The organism is Lysinibacillus sp. BF-4 (genome assembly GCF_000743635.1).
GTDB lineage: Bacteria > Bacillota > Bacilli > Bacillales_A > Planococcaceae > Metalysinibacillus > Metalysinibacillus saudimassiliensis.
Genome location: NZ_JPUW01000019.1, coordinates 1 through 20743 on the forward strand (window position 1 = coordinate 1; position 20743 = coordinate 20743).

Here is a 20743-nt window from a genome sequence, read left to right on the forward strand (position 1 = left end):
GAGCTTGAGGTTTTTAAGCAATTATGCGTACTGACGTTTTTTTGGTAGTACCTTGTATAAAATAATACCAATAACTAAACCAACTAACGCTGGTACTACCCAAGCAAGTTGGTGCTCATATAATGGTAGCTTCGAAATTAACTCTGTATACCAACCTAAAGGACGTGCCTCCGAATACAGCGCATCATGTAGCGCTACAAAGGCTGTTGGGATTAATGTTAAAGCATAGACTAAACTTGATTCATTGAAGTAATGGTCAATGAAAGATACTAGCATTAGCACAATCGCTAATGGGTACATAAAGAATAGTACAGGTACTGTAACTTCGATTAATTTTGTTAAACCAACGTTTGATAACATTGCGCTAATAAATGTAAATGTGTAAATTAAGCCTTTGTAAGATAGCTTAGGGAATACACGGTTAAAGAACTCTGCGTTAGCTACAATTAAACCAACGGCTGTTGTTAAACAAGCTAAAATGATAGTAGCAGCGAGTAACACTTTACCAAAGTCGCCAAATAGTACAGCAGTTGCTTGACGAATAATTTGACCACCATTATCAAGGTAACCAATCTCCGCCACACTTGTTGCACCAATATAACCAAGTGAAATATAAACAAAGGCTAAACCAATTGCTGCTACAACAGCTGAGAAGATCATTGTTGTAATCTGGCGTTTAGGCTCCATAATGCCACGTGATTTTAGCGTTTGTAAAATAACAATCGCAAATACAAGTGCTGATAATACGTCAATTGTAATATATCCCTGAATAAAGCCTTCAGTTAACGGATTGTCAATGTATTTACCTTGTGCCGCACCAGGTGCGCCCATTGGCGTAACTAAACTTTTAACAAATAAGATTAAAATGATTAGCAATAAGATTGGCGTTAATACTTTACCAATGCGGTCAACCATTTTAGTTGGGTTAAGCGCTAAATAAAGTACAATCGCAAAAAATACTAATGATGTAATAAATAACGGGATCCAGCTATCTAAAACGCCTGCTGGTAAATACTCTAAAAATGGTACAACACCAATTTCGTATGACACTGTAGCTACACGTGGTGTTGCAAATAATGGTCCGATTGTTAAATAAATTACAGATGTAAAGATTAAGCCATACATCGGGTGCACACGACTTGATAATGTATACAAGTCACCACCTGCACGAGCTGCTGCGATAATCGCAATTAGGGGTAAACCTACACCCGTAATTAAGAAACCAATCATGGCAAGTGTAATATGGTCTCCCGCCTGTTGCCCAAGTAACGGCGGCCCGATGATATTACCTGCACCTAAAAATAGGGCAAATAAAAATAAACCTACTGCGATGTTTTCCTTACTAAACTGCCAAAAATTATTCATTGTAAAACTCCTTACACTCTACTTGAATTTTCAGAATATTGAAACACTTAGGGGCGTTTTTGTTATTGCACCGATAATAACTCACCTTGTAATTTTCAGATAATTCCGAATGAAAAGTTTGTTCAAAATACTCATGTTTAGTACAATACACGCTAATGAATGCGTTGTCAAACAAAGTTTCGACATAATCGAATATTATTCGCGTATTAACGAGTTTTTATTATACATAAATAACAAAAAGATGCCCTAAGTAACATAGGGCACCCTCGTAATTAACGCTCCATCATCTGTTTCCAAACTGAACCTTGCGCCTCTTCCCCGCCTTCAATGCGGGCAATTGCCATCTCTACTTGTAACTTAACTTCAAACTCTTTATCATCTAGTGCCGCGCGCAGTGCAGGTAATGCCTGCTCAGTACCTGTCTCAAACAAGAACATGGCTGCTCGCCAGCGCACTAATTTATTTTTATCTTGCAGTGCTGCCATCATACTTGGCTCAAAAGCTACAAAGCCAAGGTCACTCACACAGTCACCTGCTGTACGACGCACCGCTGCGCTCTTATCATGTAGCGCCTCTGTCATATAAGGTACAACCGCTTCGTCTTCTACCATGCCAAGGTAAACTGTCGCAAGGCGACGTACGCTCATTTTTTCGTCTTGCAGGGCTACTGCAAGCGTTGGTAAGTCCGCTACGGTTGGGTCTACCATATTATCAAGCAGTACAAAACGCTCCTCAGAGCTTGCTTTGGTAAATGCTTCAAAATCAATTGGTGCTTTGCGCGTTGGCAACGGCTCTTGTTTGGCAAGTGCTGCCTGTTGCAATTCTGTTAGTTTATCATCTGTCATCGTTAAATCAAGTTCTTTCGCAACTTCTTTTGCAACTTGTAATAAATCGCCGTAACGTACACCATAATCTAGCCATTTACGTAAGAAAATATAGTTTTCGTCGTCTTCATCAGCAATAGTTGCCTCAAATGCTTGCACAAAACGTTCAGGCATAGCTACGCGTTTTTCCTCGTCTTGTGAGAAGGCTTTAACTTGTAAAGGAATATTTTTGTAGGTTTGTACATGCACATATACCTCGCCGTAGCTGTCCGTTACCTGTGCTGTAACAGCCTCCGTCTCCTCACCGAAGACAGCGCGCACATCGGCAAGCACTGTTTCCCAAGCGAATTTAGCATTGCGCTCAATCGCAAAAAAGTCGGCTACACGAAATACACCTTTAATGCCTTCGACTTGTAAAAGTGCGGCAATTTCGTCCGTTGCTTCTGCCGCATTTGTTTTTGTAAAATTATATGTCTCGCCAAATGGTAGCTCATGATCTACAACAATTTTCATAGAGTTTGGGCTTGGGGTTGGCTCAATTTTAATGATTTTCATAGTATTTGCTCCTATCCATTTACGATTTCTTCTAAATAACTCCAGCGCTCAATTAATGCCTCGTACCGTTCATTTAATGCTGTCTGCTCATCGGTTAACTCTTGTAGTAAGGTAAAGTTAGTACCTGCTGTTGCCATTTCGGCATCAATTTCTTCTAGGCGCGTTTCTGCTGCTTCAATATCTGCACTAATGGTTTCCCACTCTTTTTGTTCTTTAAAGGTTAACTTTTTGCGCTCTTGCTTTGGTTTTTCTTGTACTACCACAGGGGCTTTTTCGACCTTTGGGGCTGCGGTTTGTTGGGCTAAAAATTCCGAGTACAACATTTGGTGTTCTACAACCTCGCCACCTTCGACATGCCAAAGTTTTTTGGCAATACGATCAAGGAAGAAACGATCATGGGAAATGGTAATAATAACGCCTGGGAAATGCTCAATAAAATCTTCTAGCACGCCGAGTGTCTCAATATCTAAATCATTAGTTGGCTCATCTAATAGTAAAACGTTAGGTTGCTCCATTAATAAGCGTAGTAAATACAAGCGCTTGCGCTCCCCGCCTGATAGCTTGCCAATAATTGTGCCATGCACATGTGCTGGGAATAAAAAGCGCTCTAGCATTTGTGCCGCAGAATAACGAATACCACTTGCGTCAGTAATATCATTAGACGCCTCGCGAATATACTCAATCATGCGTTCATTTTCGTTCATTGGTGGTAGCGTTTGTTTAAAGTGCGCGCGCTTTACCGTTGAGCCTACAATTACTTCGCCGCCGTCTGAGTCTAGCTCTCCTGCTAACATTTTAAGGAGTGTCGATTTACCAGCGCCATTTGCGCCAACGATACCAATACGATCGCCTTGACTTAATAAAAAGGAAAAATCACGAATAATGACATGGTCAGCAAAGGCTTTTTTGACGTGTTCACCTTCTAATACCTTGCGTCCTAAGCGTGTAGTCGCTAAATTCATATCTAAATCTTCGTCGTCAGACTGACGCACTAAATTATCTTTAATATCATCAAAGCGTTGCAACCTTGCTTTTTGCTTTGTTGAACGCGCCTTTGCACCGCGGCGCACCCATTTTAATTCGGAGCGGTAACGGTTTTGTAGCTTTTGTTGACTTGAGGCATCCATTTCAATACGTAGCGCACGTGCCTCTAAATAATCACCGTAGTTACCTGTGTGACGGTACAATGTTTGGTCAGCCAACTCATAAATATGCGTTGCCACCTCATCCAAAAAGTAACGGTCATGGGTAATAAAGATGACTGCACCTTTTAAGCGCGTTACCATCTCTTGTAGCCATGCCGTAGACTCTGCGTCTAAATGGTTGGTTGGCTCATCTAATAAATATAAATCTGCTGGTTCAATTAATACTTTCGCAAGTGCTACACGCTTTTGCTGACCGCCTGATAGTTCTGTAACAGGTTTATCAAACGTCGTAATGCCAAGCTTTGTTAATGAAGATTTGGCAAGCGCGTTAACATCCCATGCCCCTTCTGTATCCATGCGTTGCTGTAAACGGAATAAATCCGTCTGCAATGCCTCAGACGTTGGGTTGGCGGTTAGCTTAACAAGCGCATCCTCGTAATCACGGTTAAGTTGCAAAACAGGCGAATCACTCGCAAATACAGCTTGCAGTACGGTTTCGCCTTCATTAAAGGTTGGCTCTTGTTGTAGGTAAGCAATACGGTATTTATTAGGATGGTCAAAAGTTACGTCGTCCGCATCCAAATCACCTGCAATAATCGACAGTAACGTAGATTTACCTGTGCCGTTAATGCCAATTAGCCCCGCGCGCTCACCTTCATAAATTGTAAACTCGATTTGTTTAAAGAGCGTTTTATCGCCCACTGTTTTTGTTAGGTTTTGTACAATTAAATGGCTCATGCTTTACCGTCTCTTTCCATTTGTAGTTGCTGTAAAAACTGCGTCATAAAGGCATGGCGACCAGCTGCCAGTTCTTGCCCTTTTTGTGTTGTCATTAAATCCTTTAGCTTTAATAATTTTTCGTAGAAGTGTGTAACACTTGCGCTGTTACGCGAGCGGTACTCGGCTTCTGTCATGTTTTCTCTTACTTCTTCTGTAGTGTCGTATAACTTGCGACCTTTAGCACCACCAAAAGCAAAGGTACGCGCAATACCCACTGCCCCAATGGCATCTAAGCGGTCTGCATCACGTACGATTTTTGCCTCTAGCATTGTCGTTGCAATTTCGTTACCACCATTAAAAGAAACCGCTTCGATAATATGGCGCAACTTTGCCTCGCGCTCTGCTGTTAACGCAAGCATGGCAATTAGGCGATTTTCCGCCTCCTTAGAGTCGGTATATTTTTTATCACTCACATCATGCAATAACACCGCATAACGAATTAACTCAGCATCTGCCGCTGGCTCTGTTTGTAAAATCGCCTCTGCATTTTGCATGACACGTTCAATATGATCAAAATCATGGCTTGCATCAAAGGCCGCATACGTTGCCTTTACTTGTTGTAAAAAATCCTTCATTGTTATTACCACCTCTTTAGTATGGCTTTATTCTATCATTTTTTAGCCGCTTTCGAAACAACGTAAGCTTTTCAATTGACAGATAATTCTGATTGTATTATAGTAGGGACAAGAGTTACCTAACTCTAGTGAAGCCAAAACAAGCTTTTGTGTATTTGGGTGAAGCTTTACAAACATTGGCTCACGACCAATTACCCCTTTATGTATCGTAACTCACGCAACTTACCTTTTTGCTTACACTTGTAGGCGACCACAAAACGTAAGTCGTAAGAGGCTACAATACGCAACTGTTACCTGTTATAAGAAAACCAAAATCCCAATTTGTAAATAAGCATTTGCTCAAAGAAAGTAGGAAGATAGTTTTGCAACCATACAACCATTCACTCAAATACACGAGATAAGCGCCCTCTTTCGATTATTGAAAGAGGCGCTTATTTTTTTGTACGACTAAGGAATGATAGACATTCTCATTGTAAATGTGCTAAAACAAGTAAGGGAGGCGAGACTTATGACAGAAAAAACTTTTCGTGCGCCACTCTCGCTCGTCATTATACTTGGTTCATTGACAGCATTTGGCGCACTCTCTATGGATATGTACTTACCTGCACTGCCAATCGTGGCAACGGACTTACATACAACAACATCCCTAGCACAACTTAGTCTAACAGCCTGCCTCATTGGTATGGCATCTGGGCAATTAATTTTTGGTCCACTAAGCGATAGGGTCGGGCGTCGTAAGCCTTATTCTTTACCTTACTTATTTTTGCGGTAGCCTCTGTACTTTGTGCGATGGCCACTTCAATTTGGATGCTCATCGCTATGCGCTTTATTCAAGGAGCATCAGGTGCTGCAGGTGCTGTCATTGCTCGTGCAGCAGCACGCGACATGTATAGTGGTAAAGATTTAACGAAATTTATTGCACTGTTATCATTAGTTAACGGGGCAGCACCGATTTTAGCACCTATCGTGGGCGGTTTTATTTTACAATTTACCACATGGCATACGGTGTTTTATATTTTAGCAGGCATCGGCGTCGCAGTATTTATTGCGGTCTTCTTTTATTTAGAAGAAACCCTACCTGAAGACAAGCGCTCTACAGGTGGCCCGCTTCAAACAATTAAAACCTTTGGTGTGCTTATTAAGGACAGCTATTTTATGCGCCTTGCCTTTGCACAGGCGTTAGGTATGAGCGCGATGTTTGCTTATATTGCAGGCTCTCCCTTCGTTTTACAAAATGTGTACGGGCTCTCGGAACTTGGCTTTGCACTATGCTTTGCGACAAACGGTATCGGCATTATTATTGCCGCACAACTTACAGGTCGCCTATCCGAGCGTATCCCTGAACTCAAACTCCTTGGATACGGTGTCGTGTTAGCACTAACAGGGGCACTTATTTTGACGCTTGCTGTCGTACTCCAACTGCACATTGCCTTTGTATTACTTGGCTTATTTGGTGTTGTGTCGTCAGTTGGTATGGTAGGTACATCAACTTTTTCACTAGCTATGCAAGAACAAGGAAGCAATGCAGGGAGTGCATCTGCTCTACTTGGTTTATTACCTTTTATAGGTGGCGGGCTGGCCTCACCACTTGTCGGTATTATGGGCGAAGCTAACGCAATGCCTATGGCTTTTGTTATTTTAGCTTGTACAGCACTAGCTGCACTAAATTATATGACCTTGCGCCGTGCGTAAGACAAAATAAAAATGCGAGGTGCTTTTCAGCGCCCCGCATTTTTTTAATTAATACCCGATGAGTATTTCTTGTTGTTCGTTAAATGCCACCGTATTACCGTATGTTTGCTCTAATGTACGGCGAACGTGATTATCAAGCTGTGCATACGTTACTTCGACTTGCATACGGTCAGGTAAAATGGTAGTTGATGCACCTTGATTGCTTTGCAATGTCGCTGTGCGTAATTGCTTATACAGTTGCGACTGTGTGACGTTTGATTTACGCGCTGTACCTTGCAATAAAGCGTCAATGTCGCGTTGTTGTTTTTTAAGTGCTGACGGTGTAATGGTTGGTGATGTTTTAATCGTTACATTTTTTACATTAGCAAGCGCTGGTACTGGCTCATCTACAACCATATGCAGTTGCTCACCTTCATAATACATAAAACCAAGTGTATCAATCACTTCATACACACCTGCACCATTGACATGATAAGTACTTTTAATCGTGTTGGCTAAAGTATCAAATGCCTCCCACTGTGCCTCAGCTGTTGTGCCTTGTGCTTGCACTGGTGCACTTTGCAAACTTAGCACGAGCATTGGTGCACTTAGTAACATGCCAAACTTTGCCCATCGTTTACCCTTCATACTCTCCACTCCCCTGCGTAGTATACCCTAAATATACCATTAGGCCTTATAAGGTACAAATTTTCGCCTAGGCGTTAAAAATCGCCACCGCCACCGCCGCCATCAAAGCTATCACTACTGCTAGCATCATCGCTTGCTGTCGCTGTAATAACAGCAGCCGCCATAATTGACGTCGTAGCAATGGTAAAATCATTGGAAGAAAAACCATTTTGCACAGCATAATCGCCCACGTATTGGCAAGCTGAGTGCCAATCCTTCATCGTTACACTAGTCGTTGACACATATTGCGCGATTTCGGTCATAAAAGCGGTTGCATCTAGCTCCCCTGTAAGGCGCTGTTGACAAATGTGTGCAATAGCATCAGCATACTCTTGCTTATAAGAAGCGAGTAACAATGCCGTGACAAAGCAATTGGTATCTTGCTCTGTTGCCCCTACCTTTTTACGGTAGAGCTCCATCTCGGCACGCAATGTGTCTTGCGGTTTACTTTTAACAAAAGTTGTGAAGGCAAAGGTCTCTTTACTGCCCTGGGTAAAAACTAATACCATAATCGCAAGCATTACCAAAATAACGGTTACGATAACCATTAAAATAAACCTTTTGCTTTGCCATCAGCGGTTACACCCATATTTAACGCAGCTGGCTGTTTAGGCAAGCCTGGCATCGTTAAAATATCACCTGTTAAGCATACAAGGAAACCTGCACCAAGCTTTGGAATAATGTCACGAATAGTAACCGTAAAGCCTTCTGGTCGTCCAAGTAACTTTGGTTGATCGGATAGCGAATACTGTGTTTTGGCCATACAAATCGGTAAGATGTCCCAGCCAAATTTTTCGATTTGCGCCATTTGTTTTTTAGCGTTGTCTGTAAAATGTACATCTGCACCACCGTACACTTTTTGCACAATCGTACGTGTTTTTTCTTCGATTGAAGCCGTTACGTCATACAGCGCATGGAAGTCATTGTCTTGCTCAAGCACCTCAAGTACTTGTTTAGCAAGCGCAATGCCACCCTCACCGCCTTGCTCCCATACATTAGTAAGCGCTACTCGAATATCATTTGCCGCACACCAATTAAGTACGACTGCTAGCTCCGCCTCTGTATCGGTGATAAAACGGTTAAGCGCGATAATCGGCTCAACACCAAACTGACGTGTAATGTCAACGTGTTTAGCTAAGTTTGCCATGCCCGCTTCAAGCGCCGCAATATCTTCGGATGCTAATGCATCTTTTGCTACGCCGCCGTGCATTTTTAACGCACGAATGGTTGCTACAATTACCGTAGCACTTGGCTTAAACTTCGCTAGACGCGCCTTAATATTCATAAATTTTTCGGCGCCTAAATCCGAGCCAAAGCCCGCCTCTGTCACCACAATATCAGCCAACTTACGTGCCGTTTGCGTTGCCATAATAGAGTTACAGCCATGCGCAATATTAGCAAAAGGCCCCCCATGAATAAGTGCAGGTGTACCCTCAAGTGTTTGTACTAAATTGGGTTTAAATGCTTCCTTTAGTAAAAGGGTTAGCGCACCCTCTACTTGCAAGTCACGTACAAAAATCGGCTCACGTGTATACGTATAGCCAATCACAATACTTGCTAAGCGCTCCTGTAAATCGTCAAGGCTCGTAGCTAAGCAAAATACCGCCATAATTTCGGATGCTACCGTAATATCAAAGCCATCTTCGCGTGGCATGCCCTGCACAGGCCCACCTAACCCAATGACAATATTACGTAGTGCACGGTCATTTAAATCCATCACGCGCTTCCAAATAATACGACGCGGATCAATTTGTAAGGCATTGCCTGATGGATATGGTTATCAATAATTGCAGCTAGTGCGTTATTTGCTGTCGAAATGGCGTGTAAATCGCCTGTAAAGTGTAAATTTATGTCTTCCATCGGTACAACCTGCGCGTGTCCGCCACCTGCTGCCCCGCCCTTAATGCCCATCACAGGCCCAAGAGATGGCTCACGTAATGCTACCATTACGTTTTGCTGTAATTTATGTAATGCATCCGCTAATCCTACGGTTACAGTAGATTTGCCCTCACCTGCTGGCGTTGGGCTAATCGCAGTTACAAGCACAACTTTCGCATCCTCACCGACAGCCGTAATTTGATTAGGGTCAATCTTCGCCTTATACTTTCCGTACTGCTCAAGTGCCTCAAACGGGATACCCGCCGCCTCGGCAATTTGTGTAATCGGTTGAAGCTCGGCCTGCATAGCAATGTCTAAATCCGTTACTGGTTTTGAATGTGTCGTCATGATGAAACCTTCCTTCTTGTATAATACATTCATTATAGAATATTCATACAGTTTTCGCTATTACTTTACGTAGCCCCGTGCTATACTTTGAGGTGTTGAGGACCACGTGCCTCACTACTTATTAAAGGGGGACTTTACATGTACCAAGGCGTTGTAAAATGGTTTAACAGTGACAAGGGTTATGGTTTTATTGAAGGCAATAATGGCGATGATATTTTTGTGCACTTTACCGCAATTCAATCGGAGGGCTTTCGCACACTTGCAGAAGGCGACCGTGTAACGTATGACGTCGTTGAAGGTAACAGAGGTCCACAAGCTACTAATGTGATTAAAAACTAACGCACAGCTTCGTGCGTTTTTCTATGAAAGGATGAATTTTTTTGAAGAAGCTTATGTTGCTGCTCGCCGCATTAACCGTTGTACTAGCAGCTTGCTCATCAAACACACATACGTTTCGCGCTGTCGAACAAGATTGGAAGATCAATTTAACGGCTAAGCAAAGCGCAAACGCAACAAAGACGTACATACTCGAAATCAAATACGAGGGCGACGCATTGGCGGATATGAAAGGCAAAGTAATTGACTACACTGTCGAAACACCACAAACGACATATACCAAGCAAGAGGAGCTGTCCGTAGTGGGTACTATTAAAAACAGTGGCTTCTTTGAATGTCAAGACTGCACCATTTTAGACGAAGGTGATACGATTACTGTCAACTTGCATTATGACGATACAGACCACGTCTTTCAGCTAAAAGCAAAATAATACAACGCATGACTTACTTTAGCGTGAGTCATGCGTTTTTTTATGCTTTTTAGTATACTAACGTAAAAGAGGAGTGTGGCAATATGACAAATTGGTTGAAAAAGATCGCATTAGCAACAAGTGTGCTAGGCGCAACGACGGTAAGCTCGGTAGCTTATGTATTTCGCAAGGAGCTCGCAACACTTAAAAGTGTACAACGTATCGCATCAGGTTTATTTGAAATGACCTACCACGGGGATTACGGGCTTGAAAAGTTTTTACAAACAGGCGCGCGTACAGATGCAGAGCTTATTCACTTTGTGACGCGCAATGTTATGAAGGGCTTTCCTGTTACGCTTGCGATACCTGACCTTAGCTGCACAACCTTCCGCGCCAAGCACAGTGACGCAGGCTATCTTTTTGGGCGCAATTTTGATTTAGCACAAGGCCCAACGCTTGTGATGCATACTACGCCGCCAAATGGCTATGCAAGTGTTGCCATTACGCACCTGCCCTTTTTAGGTTTTGCTAACGACGACAGCTTAAAAGGCATGCATAATCGCATTACAACGCTTGCTGCTCCTTATGTGCCAATGGATGGCATGAATGAAAAAGGGCTGGCCATTGGTATTTTATTATTACCTGACACACCTACTGCACAAGAGCGTGGCAATATCCCTATCATGTGTACAACCGCCATTCGTTTAGTACTTGATCAAGCAGCTACAGTAGAAGAAGCGATTGCATTAATGGCACGTTATGACATGCATGATTCAGCGGCGAGCGCCTACCATTACCAAATTGTTGATGCCACTGGTGCAAGCGCCATTGTGGAGTATGTCAATCAGGAGATGGTCGTGTTGCGCCATAAAACAAACCGTCAAGCAGCTACTAATTTTTATCAACACCCTAGTAAAACGACTTTTGGCTATGGGCATGAACGTTACGGCAAAGTGATGGATAAGCTAGGCGCAAAAAATGACACACTTACGCCTGCGGAAGCGATGCAATTACTCGCAGATGTTAAATTGGTGGGCGAAGCGGATCCGTTTTCGAACCAACCGGCCTGGACGCTATGGAGCGCGGTTTATGAGCTTGATAAACGCAGTGTTACCCTTGCCGCACACCGCAATTACAACACCCTTCACACCTTCACCATTTAAAATCGTAAAAAGCAGCGCTTAACTTAGCCGCTGCTTTTTTTCGTAGTATTCCTGTTGGAGTATGGCATAGCTGTATTCGTCCCACCACGTATCGCGGTACGGGATGCATTGTAAAAACAAGCCTTCACGACGCATACCAAGCTTCTCCATAATGCGGTAAGACGCATGGTTTTCGGGTTGACATGTGGCTACCACGCGGTGCAAACCCATCTCCTCAAAGCCATACGTAAGCACAGCAGCAGCCGCTTCTGTCGCATAGCCTTTACCACAATAATCTTGGTGAAACACCCAACCAATTTCGTAGGAGTGATTACCAAAATAGCGCTCAAATACAATATGCCCAATTAAAGCATTGCTCTCCTGTAGCACTACCGCATACGCCTCGTTTTTAGTAGCAATAAAACAGGCTACGTCCTGCCGAGTAAACGGCTCTTCAGGTAAATAATGCATCGTTTTGGCGTTTGATGTGTAGCTATAGAGCGCATCCGCGTCACCCTCTTTAAACGGACGAATGACTAAGCGCTTCGTTGTTACTTGCATCCTTACACCTCCTAATTCCTATAGTAACGAAAAAAAGCCAAGGTGCGTATCATTTCGCACCTTGACTGTCCATTATTTTTTAAATTGTTTTAGTAATTCGCGTAGCTCATCCGACATATGCGACAGCGTTTGGGCTGATGCATTAATCTCTTGCATCGAAGCCAGTTGCTCCTCTGAAGATGCCGCTACATTTTCGACATGTGAGGCGTTACGCTCTGCAGAAGCGACAAACTCCTCTGTCGTTGCCGCTACCTCTTGCACACCCGCTGAGATTTGTTGTGTAGCAGCCGAAACTTCCTCCATGCGTGGCACAATAACTTCCATACTATGCTCAATGGCGCGGAACTTAGTAATTGCCTCGTCTGACACACTTAAACCTTGCTGTACCTCATCTGTTACTTTAGCCATAATCGTAACCGCTTGTGAGGTATCTTGCTGCACATGTTGAATGACCGTAAAGATTTGTTGCACAGAGCGCTGAGACTGCTCCGCAAGCTTACGCACCTCATCCGCTACAACAGCAAAGCCTTTACCATGTTCACCTGCGCGTGCCGCTTCGATGGCCGCATTAAGCGCAAGCAAGTTAGTTTGCTCAGCAATGCTTGTAATAACATCTAGCATTTCGCCAATCTCTGTTGAGCGTTTAGCAAGCGAAGCAATTTTGTCATTAGATGCCGCCACCGAATCATAAATCGATGCCATTTGCTGACGTGTATTGCCAACAGCTGTACCACCCTCTAATGCTTGTGCTGTTGCATGCTCAGACTGTGTCGTTACATCTGACGAAATTTCCGTAATATGCATAATTGCTGTCGTTAACTCTTGCAATGCTTCGGCATTACGTGTCACTTGGTGCATTTGCTCCTCAGCACTTGCCGCAATCTCTTGACTAGCTGCTGTCACACGCTCTGTTGCCGTTGTTGTTTCTTCAGCGTTAGCTGATAACCCAGACGAAGCCTCCGCAACACCTTGTGCATCTTGCTCAAGTGTTGTCACAAGCTCGCGTAAACTCACGCGCATTGTTTCAAAGGCACGCGCAAGTTGCCCAATCTCATCATCAGAAGCTACCGCAATTGGCTTACGTAAATCGCCTGTGCTAATGAGCTTAGCGTCATCACGTAGCGCAATAATTGGACGTAGCAGTGATTTAACCATAAAGTGAATAATGACAGCACTAATCGCAATCGCCACTACAATAACAAGCATCGTTTGTTTTAAAATCGGAAACGCTGCCGCATCAATTTCTTTTTGTAGCACAGTACCTGTAATTTTCCACCCTGTTAATGCGTTCGTCTCATATAATAGTGTGCGTGGCTCGCCGTCTTCCGTATAGTCTAGCTCACCTTTCTCTTGCTTAAAGGCTTTTTCGACCGTTGGGTTATCCACCATTTTGCCCTTATCAAGCGTCGGGTGGGTAATTACTACGCGATTTTGCGAAAGAATTGCTGAAAAGCCCTCGCGACCAATCGCTACTGACTCCGCCATCTGCTGAATGGCATTTAATTTAACCGAAATCGCTACAACACCTTTTTTATCAAGGGACTGCTGGGCAATAGTCACTACTACATTTTTTGTAAAAGCCTCCTCGTACGGCTCTGTAATAATCGCCTTGCCGTTTGCAGCCATAGCTTGTTTATACCAATCGCGCTGACGAGGGTCATAGGTTTTTTCGATTTTACGCGGTGGTACGTTTAAATACTCACCCTTCTCTGTACCAATAAATACATTGAGTACATCACCTTGCTGTTGCTCATATTGCTCAAAAATGGTACGAATATACGTCTGCTGATTGCTAAAAGGGCCTGCGTTAATTTTATTAACCATCGCCTGTACATTTGTCAGCTTTTGATCTAATAGCTCGTCAATCACACCATTAATCGCACCTACACTTTGCTCCGCGCTGTATAGGATTTCGTCTTCAACGGCATTTTTTGCTGTAATATACGATAACGCACCAATACTAATCGTTGGCACGAGCAAAATTAATGCAAATAATACATTGAGCTTTGTACGAAAGCTCGTTCTCGCTTTGTTCATTACCATTCTCCTTCTCTCTCGTGATGTAATACCTACTATGTACGCACTAATGGAATAGCACTTTTTCATTATTACATAACCTAAAAGGAAGGTACAATGTTTTATTGGTTGGAATATTATAGTATTTTTCTATTTTTGTAAATAGTGCATTAATTTGGTTTATTTTTGCTAGCTTACACAACAAAATGCAGTGGGGCGCACTGCATTTCACCTATAACCATTTGATTAATTGCTCTCGGTCAATAATAACAACATCATTAGAATCCGCAAGATTTTGTGCTTGCTTTGTAAGGTAGCTATTTGTTACTACCCACGCTACATCCGCCTTATAATAAGCCACCGCGGGAATAATTTCCTGTACAGCGCGGATGCCCACGTTATTTTTATAACGCTTAGCTTGCACCACAATTTTTTGCCCATCTTTGTGTAAGATTAAATCTGCACCATAATCACCAGAAGCACTCGTCACTTTTGTTTTATAACCGTGACGCTTAAACATTTCCCCTAAAAACTCCTCAAACTCGCGGCCTGTCATCGCGTCAATTTCACTTAATGAGCGCCTTTTACTTGGCGTGAGCATACGCCATAGCAATAACGCCAAGGCTAACCCAATAAAGACACCAAAGAAAGCGACTAATCCTTGGATAAAATCACCTGTCTGCCACAGTACAATACCCGCCACAATAAGTGAAGCGCCTTGTGCGAGCGTAGCAGTGGTACTCGTTTTTTTACGACGTGCCATTACGCTAAACAGCGGAATAATGCAACTGCCGCTTCTTCCTTACCACTTGCCTTAACAACCTCGCCTGCCGCGTCAATAATCCAGTGCGGCTCGTGCTCACCGTACAATGATTTAGAGCTATTGGCTACCATAAAGGATGCTTGTGAGGACTGCATACGCTTTGTCGCACGCGCAACAAGCTCTGCTACTTCCGTCGTTGCTTCTAATTTAAAGCCAACAAGTGTAACAGCAGGTTGCCACGTTTTAATTTGCGCTAAAATTTTTGGTGCTTTTTTAAAATGAATAATAGGTGGTTCGTCAGATGGCATTTTGCCTTGTTCGGTCATTTCATTACCAGATTGGTCAAACACTTTGTCCACTAGCCAGTCACTACCTGCCGCTGCCATAATAACGATGTCTACGCCTTGCTGTTGCACAGCATATTTTAACTTAGCACCTAAATCTTCAATGCCCTCAAAACCAACGAGCGTCATCTGCGCTGCATTAACAGGGAGCTTAGCAAAATAGCCATGCATATAAATAACATTTGCCCCTTGCTTAAGCGCCTCCTCTGCTAAGTAACAGCCCATAATGCCTTTTGATAGATTAGTATGCCCACGTACATTATCCCACTTCTCTAATGTGCCACCACTCGTAATCAATACCGTCTTTCCTTGCATATTCATACATATCTCCACTCTTTCTATGATTGTTCGTCTATCCAGTCACGTAATATGCTAACAAATTTTGTAGCCGCTGGCGAAGGGTTTTTGCGTAGCGCAATACCAATTGTACGGTAACTCCCTTGCATAAGGGGCACAACTTTTAAGCCCTTAGGCAAATAGGTAATAGACATTTGCGGCAAAATGGTAATACCAATATGGTGCACAATCATAGACAGTACACCCATTTCTTCTGATAATACAAAACGAATATCAGGCTTTACCTCATACTTATCTAACAACCGTAGCACGTCATTATCTCCACGGTACGAAATCAACACAAAAGGCTCATCCTGTAGCTCATAAATATCTACCTTACTTTTTGTATAAAAGCGGCTCTCTTTTGACACCACACAAAGCAGAGGATCTTTGCGTAAGGTAATGTATTGAAATTGGTCGGAGTTCATCGCATTTAAAAAGCCCGCATCAATCTCCCCGTTAGTTAACCAGCGCTCAATCTCATAATAATCACCTTCACGCAAATCAATGGTAATACCAGGGTAATGCGTGTCCATCATTTGGATAAGCCCTGGCATCCAGCTCGACGAAATACTCGAAATAACCCCAATACGTAGCGTACCTGTCGTCATGCCAAGTAAATTCGTTGCCTCTTGTTGCACTAACTCCTCTGCCTCAAGTACCAGCCGCATTTTTCGTAACATGGCCTCACCTTCATTGGTTAATGTTAACCCTGCACGATTGCGATGAAAGAGCACAAAACCAAACTCGCGCTCCAAACTTGATACAGCGTGACTAACCGCAGATTGTGTCATACCAAGCGCCTCAGCGGCCTTTGTAAAGCTATTTTCAAAAGCTACTTTGTTGACGATTTCATACTTGATTATGCTCACTCATGTACACTTCCTTCTCACATGAATTTTTTTCATATAACTTATTATAAACATTCGTTTTACTAATCACAAGCAACGTTTTATAGTTGTCATTATCAAACAACAACTGTTTTAGCACAGCAAAGAAATTTAGAGGTGATTACGGATGAACAAACAAGCAAAAGCCAACCTATTAATGTTCGTTGTTACCATGTTTTGGGGGCTGTCTTACACCTTCATGGTGATGGGCGCCGAAACAATGTCAACGTTTAATATTGTAGCACAGCGCTGCTTACTCGCATTTTTCGTAGCGGGCGCAATTTTTTACCCACGTATGAAAAAAGCCAATACACAAATGCTAAAGTACTCATTTATTCAAGGTATGTTTTTACTGCAATTATTTGCTTTTAGCATCATTGGCTTAGAAACAACAACTGCCGCAAACGCAGGCTTTATTTTATCATTGACGGTTGTCATTGTACCGATTCTTTCAAGCTTCATCGAAAAACAACTGCCTTCTCGCGCAGTTGGCTTTGCACTTGTTTGTACAATGATCGGTATCATCGTCCTAACGGCTCAAGGCTCGTTCACTTTCCGCCCAGGCGATCTATACATGGCGCTTGCAGCAGTGGGTTACTCGATTTATTTAGTATTAAATGGTCGCTTCACTAACAAAGTCGAAACAATCGCATACGGTGTTTACCAACTTGGCTTCGCAGGTGTTGGCGCACTTATACTATGCCTGATTTTCGAAACACCACAGTTACCACAAACAACAAATGCATGGATTGCCATTTTAGGACTTGGCTTAGTATGTAGCGCATTTTGCTTTATTGCACAAGCTGTTGTGCAACAGCACACATCACCAACACATACAGGACTTATTTTTTCAGCAGAGCCTTTATTCGCTGCACTATTTGCGATGTTATTCCTTGGTGAGTCTTTAACAACACAAGTGATGATTGGCGGTAGCTTTATCCTCTTTGGTAACTTAATCGCACAAATGGAACAGTTCCATGTTATGCGCTACTTTACAAAAAAGACCCCAACAAAGCTTTCACATTAATGAATAAACATAGACGCTTACACATAAAAATGTGTGGGCGTTTTTCATTTGAAAATATTATTAAAAGGTTTAACCCTTTAGTAATTAAGGTATCTGTTAAGTGTTAAGTTAAACTGCATCGCCTATTTTAGGCATGAAGTTTTAAACGCATTAAAAATGAGGAGGAGAAATTAACATGAACAATCGAGACAATAAATTGTATGGTATCTATGACACGGAAGCAGAAATTCAATTAGAGATGGACCGTCTACGCGCGGAAGGTTTTACAGAAGAAGATATGTATATCGTTTCAAAAAAAGATAATCAATATTCGATGCATCGTGGTTTTTCTGACTATGACACTACTGAGCACCTTTCTTGGTGGGACCGTTTTAAAGCTTCATTAATGGGCGAGGACATTGTGAGAGAGCAACACTTTAACAATATGGGATTAACTGAAGAAGAACGACTACGTTACGCAAGTGATTTAGACGCAGGTAAATACTTATTATACGTAGATAAAAATTATGGCACACACTATGACAACGCTATTGCTGCATCTGATGCACCAACAGATGTTGCCCGTACTGAAGAAGAGCATCTAGCGCTACATGAAGAACAACTACACGTTGATAAAAAGCGTGTGCAAACAGGTGAAGTAGATGTTGAAAAATATGTCGTAGAAGATCAACAAACGATTGAAGTACCCGTAGAGCGCGAAGAAATTTATATCGAGCGTCGCCCGGTTAATAAAGAGACTACACTTCACACTAGCGAAGTTACTGATCAGGCACATGTGTATGAAGAAGAAGGCCGCATCCATATCCCTGTAATGGAAGAGCAAGTAGAGGTCACTAAAAAAGACGTAATTGCAGAGGAAATCGTCATTGGTAAAAAGAAAGTAGTAGATACAGAAACGGTATCAGAAACGGTACGCCGCGAAGAAGTAGATATTCACGATTCGACTCATCCCTTAAAAGATCATGATGGTATTAACAATACGGATCGTAAACTATAACAAACAGATATGAGAAAAGGAGAAATTGAGCGCGCTCAATTTCTCCTTTTTGATTTTCTCCTTAAACTATACTGTTTTAAGGTAGACATATTACTTATCTGCTCTAAACAGTGCCATTCGATAAGTTCCACCAATTCCATTAATTAATACATCACCATATTCTATCGAAAAAAGACGATTGTCTCCTAGAAGAAATGGTGTTTTTTAATAGTTCGTTATTTCTTCTTTTGATGTTGATCAAAGGTAATAACGTCGTCTTTTATGCTTAGCTCCCCGTGCTGCTCAACAGGGCGATTGTCTACAACAAGCTTAGCGACGTAACGGTACTCCCCACTCACCTCTAGCGGAATGGCGCTAATGGATGCCACTTGTAATGGGCTGTTGTATTTTTTAGCAACATTGATGGACAGAGCGAGCGCATGGCTCGCTGCCTGCTCCTCAGCCAGCGCCTCCGTAATGAACGGCGCGAGCTTTTTGGCAAGCTCCTCCTCTGTCGTCGTTGGTGTTACCGCATACTTTGTTGATAAGTAGCTACTAATGAGCTCTTTTTCTTTATCCTCTGCACTACTGCATGCACTTAAAACAATAGCCATAAGGAGTAAGATGAATAGCCGCTTTGCCATCTTATTTGCCTCCTAGCGTTTTAAGGTCCTCCACAATCACCTCTACAGGCACATCAATCCCATCATAGGATTTAATCGCGTGTCCGTCAGGCGTAACTAAGTAAAAATATGTCGTATGAATGACTTGGTCAGAGTTTGGGTCATCCTTAACATGAGCTCTAAATGAATTGCGCGCATACTGCTCAATATATTGCTGATTATACCCCGTTAAATACTCCCATTTACTGTCATCAACAATGTCATAACCTGCTAAGTAATCGGTAATGGCCGCTGGTGTATCGTTGTCAGGGTCAATACTAAACGCCACAATTTTATAATCGTCAACCCCAGCCTTTTGTAAGCCCTTTTGTACCTCAGTTAAGTTATACGTCATAGGCGGGCATACGGTAGTACAATTGGTGAAGACAAAAGTCGCAAGCCAAGGGCTTCCCTTTAAATCATCAAGCGATACTTGTTCACCACGCTGGTTTTCGTGTGTAAAATCTTGTACCTCAATATCCATATCACCTTTGACTTTATAGTTACTGCAGCCTGCAAGCAACACTAAGCTAAAGGCTAATACTAAAAATCGTTTCATGCCAAGTTGCCTCCTTATGTAGCAATACTCCTATTGTAGCATTGCAACAAGGCGCTGACTATTCGTTTGTTTGTCTTTTCATTACCCCAAAAAACGTCGGTGGTATGACGTTTAGTTGTTCCTTCATTTCGGCTAATAAGTTTTGTGTCGCCACTGCACCTTTAGCTGCCGAGCGGTGCAATGTCTCCCCGTATACTTCCGAAAAGTTACCATGCGCATAGTGTAGGATATTATTGCGTAAGTGAATGACATCCTCCTCAAATGTGTGAAAGGCATCACTTTTAATGACAGCTACACTATCCCCTTTGGTCAACTTTCCGAGTAGCTCAAGCTTACTACGTACGGTGTTTAAAATATGTGGTGGCTCATAGCGAGGTCGTCCATATTCTAAATAGTTAAACACATCTTTATATTGGTTCCCCTTTAACTCCGAGGTTTCCTTGCGTAAATAATAGTTGAGCAATGCTTCAAATGAAGTGGCATAGCTAATGATGGCATAGCGCGAAAAACGACGCTTTAATGTTAGCTCCTCTTCATTTTTGGATTTCTCCGCAAAGTATAAACCTTCATAGTACATCTCTGTTGCAAAATCTTTAGCACTTGATTTTGGCATTACACTCCCCCCTTTATTACTTTACTCTTTCCCCAAAATTTAATGAAACAATCAAAAAAATCGCAAGGAGGAAAAATACTCCTTACGACCTTGTCAATTGTGTGCCTAATTGCTGTAGTTTTTTGCCGATAGAGCAGGCACTTATACAGAAGTGATGGGCGCCTCGTTTCCCTTTGTCCTCACGTAAGGCTTGCTTAACTGGGCAATCGCGACAATACGTATCCTGCAGCGCGTCAATGTTTTCGACAATAGCTTTTGTCAAAGCACTTCCCCCTCTTTT

Annotated in this window: 20 protein-coding genes and 2 pseudogenes; 6 read left to right on the forward strand and 16 right to left on the reverse strand. The window is 42.5% G+C overall.

What is annotated here, in order from left to right; genetic code table 11:
* Positions 1-21: 21 nt before the first annotated feature.
* The 4 genes from brnQ to CH76_RS07675 all read right to left on the reverse strand — a co-directional run bounded on the left by brnQ (position 22) and on the right by CH76_RS07675 (position 5244).
* Entirely contained in the window at positions 22-1365 is a 1344-nt protein-coding gene (gene brnQ, locus CH76_RS07660; RefSeq protein WP_036144895.1) for a branched-chain amino acid transport system II carrier protein, read from the reverse strand.
* Positions 1366-1637: 272 nt separating this feature from the next.
* Positions 1638-2744, reverse strand: coding sequence for a conserved virulence factor C family protein (locus CH76_RS07665; protein ID WP_036144896.1), 1107 nt, complete (start codon positions 2742-2744; stop codon positions 1638-1640).
* Positions 2745-2755: 11 nt separating this feature from the next.
* A complete protein-coding gene (gene abc-f / locus CH76_RS07670; RefSeq protein ID WP_036144898.1) occupies positions 2756-4627 on the reverse strand; it encodes a ribosomal protection-like ABC-F family protein in 1872 nt (623 codons plus the stop codon).
* Positions 4624-5244 (reverse strand): HD domain-containing protein, encoded by a 621-nt coding sequence (locus CH76_RS07675; protein ID WP_036144899.1) that lies wholly within the window; start codon positions 5242-5244, stop codon positions 4624-4626. Before CH76_RS07675 ends, abc-f begins: the two co-directional genes overlap by 4 nt.
* Positions 5245-5752: 508 nt before the next feature.
* Between CH76_RS07675 and CH76_RS07680 the strand changes: the two are divergent.
* Positions 5753-6936, forward strand: a pseudogene (locus CH76_RS07680) (multidrug effflux MFS transporter).
* A 48-nt stretch (positions 6937-6984) separates the two neighbouring features.
* Here the strand turns inward: CH76_RS07680 and CH76_RS07685 are convergent.
* The 3 genes and pseudogenes from CH76_RS07685 to CH76_RS07695 all read right to left on the reverse strand — a co-directional run bounded on the left by CH76_RS07685 (position 6985) and on the right by CH76_RS07695 (position 9828).
* Positions 6985-7563, reverse strand: coding sequence for a hypothetical protein (locus CH76_RS07685; protein WP_036144900.1), 579 nt, complete (start codon positions 7561-7563; stop codon positions 6985-6987).
* A 74-nt stretch (positions 7564-7637) separates the two neighbouring features.
* Positions 7638-8150: a hypothetical protein gene (locus CH76_RS07690; protein ID WP_036144902.1), complete on the reverse strand. Its 513-nt coding sequence runs from the start codon at positions 8148-8150 to the stop codon at positions 7638-7640.
* Positions 8150-9828 (reverse strand): annotated as a pseudogene (locus CH76_RS07695) (formate--tetrahydrofolate ligase). The gene CH76_RS07690 and the pseudogene CH76_RS07695 overlap by 1 nt, the downstream one beginning before the upstream one ends.
* Before the next feature lie 138 nt (positions 9829-9966).
* Here CH76_RS07695 and CH76_RS07700 point away from each other — a divergent pair.
* The 3 genes from CH76_RS07700 (at position 9967) to CH76_RS07710 (ending at position 11737) form a co-directional block, all read left to right on the forward strand.
* Positions 9967-10167, forward strand: coding sequence for a cold-shock protein (locus tag CH76_RS07700; RefSeq protein WP_036144904.1), 201 nt, complete (start codon positions 9967-9969; stop codon positions 10165-10167).
* Positions 10168-10208: 41 nt separating this feature from the next.
* Entirely contained in the window at positions 10209-10595 is a 387-nt protein-coding gene (locus CH76_RS07705) for a hypothetical protein (RefSeq protein ID WP_036144905.1), read from the forward strand.
* A gap of 83 nt (positions 10596-10678) precedes the next feature.
* Positions 10679-11737: a C45 family peptidase gene (locus CH76_RS07710; RefSeq protein ID WP_036144906.1), complete on the forward strand. Its 1059-nt coding sequence runs from the start codon at positions 10679-10681 to the stop codon at positions 11735-11737.
* 18 nt (positions 11738-11755) lie between these two features.
* On the opposite strand, the gene CH76_RS07715 is transcribed toward CH76_RS07710, so the two are convergent.
* From CH76_RS07715 to CH76_RS07735, 5 genes are all read right to left on the reverse strand, one after another.
* The gene (locus tag CH76_RS07715) at positions 11756-12277 is read right to left on the reverse strand and encodes a GNAT family N-acetyltransferase (protein WP_036144908.1); all 522 of its coding nucleotides are present in this window, start codon (positions 12275-12277) and stop codon (positions 11756-11758) included.
* Between the two features lie 72 nt (positions 12278-12349).
* On the reverse strand, positions 12350-14314 hold the full coding sequence (locus tag CH76_RS07720) for a methyl-accepting chemotaxis protein (RefSeq protein ID WP_036144909.1): 1965 nt from the start codon (positions 14312-14314) through the stop codon (positions 12350-12352).
* Positions 14315-14525: 211 nt separating this feature from the next.
* On the reverse strand, positions 14526-15056 hold the full coding sequence (locus CH76_RS07725; RefSeq protein WP_036144910.1) for a restriction endonuclease: 531 nt from the start codon (positions 15054-15056) through the stop codon (positions 14526-14528).
* Complete coding sequence (locus CH76_RS07730; RefSeq protein ID WP_036144938.1) at positions 15056-15715, reverse strand: phosphopantothenoylcysteine decarboxylase; 660 nt, start codon at positions 15713-15715, stop codon at positions 15056-15058. Before CH76_RS07730 ends, CH76_RS07725 begins: the two co-directional genes overlap by 1 nt.
* A gap of 23 nt (positions 15716-15738) precedes the next feature.
* Entirely contained in the window at positions 15739-16608 is an 870-nt protein-coding gene (locus CH76_RS07735) for a LysR family transcriptional regulator (RefSeq protein WP_036144912.1), read from the reverse strand.
* Between the two features lie 145 nt (positions 16609-16753).
* Between CH76_RS07735 and CH76_RS07740 the strand changes: the two genes are divergently transcribed.
* Both CH76_RS07740 and CH76_RS07745 read left to right on the forward strand, forming a co-directional pair.
* Positions 16754-17653: a DMT family transporter gene (locus CH76_RS07740; RefSeq protein WP_036144913.1), complete on the forward strand. Its 900-nt coding sequence runs from the start codon at positions 16754-16756 to the stop codon at positions 17651-17653.
* Positions 17654-17828: 175 nt separating this feature from the next.
* On the forward strand, positions 17829-18650 hold the full coding sequence (locus tag CH76_RS07745) for a DUF2382 domain-containing protein (protein ID WP_051910282.1): 822 nt from the start codon (positions 17829-17831) through the stop codon (positions 18648-18650).
* A gap of 215 nt (positions 18651-18865) precedes the next feature.
* On the opposite strand, the gene CH76_RS07750 is transcribed toward CH76_RS07745, so the two are convergent.
* From CH76_RS07750 to CH76_RS07765, 4 genes are all read right to left on the reverse strand, one after another.
* Positions 18866-19273, reverse strand: coding sequence for a hypothetical protein (locus CH76_RS07750; protein WP_036144914.1), 408 nt, complete (start codon positions 19271-19273; stop codon positions 18866-18868).
* A 1-nt stretch (position 19274) separates the two neighbouring features.
* Positions 19275-19850 (reverse strand): SCO family protein, encoded by a 576-nt coding sequence (locus CH76_RS07755; protein WP_036144915.1) that lies wholly within the window; start codon positions 19848-19850, stop codon positions 19275-19277.
* Positions 19851-19908: 58 nt separating this feature from the next.
* Positions 19909-20463 carry a hypothetical protein gene (locus CH76_RS07760; protein WP_036144916.1) on the reverse strand — a complete coding sequence of 185 codons (555 nt, stop codon included), beginning with the start codon at positions 20461-20463 and terminating at the stop codon, positions 19909-19911.
* A gap of 82 nt (positions 20464-20545) precedes the next feature.
* Entirely contained in the window at positions 20546-20725 is a 180-nt protein-coding gene (locus CH76_RS07765; protein ID WP_036144917.1) for a zinc-finger domain-containing protein, read from the reverse strand.
* Positions 20726-20743 lie beyond the last annotated feature (18 nt).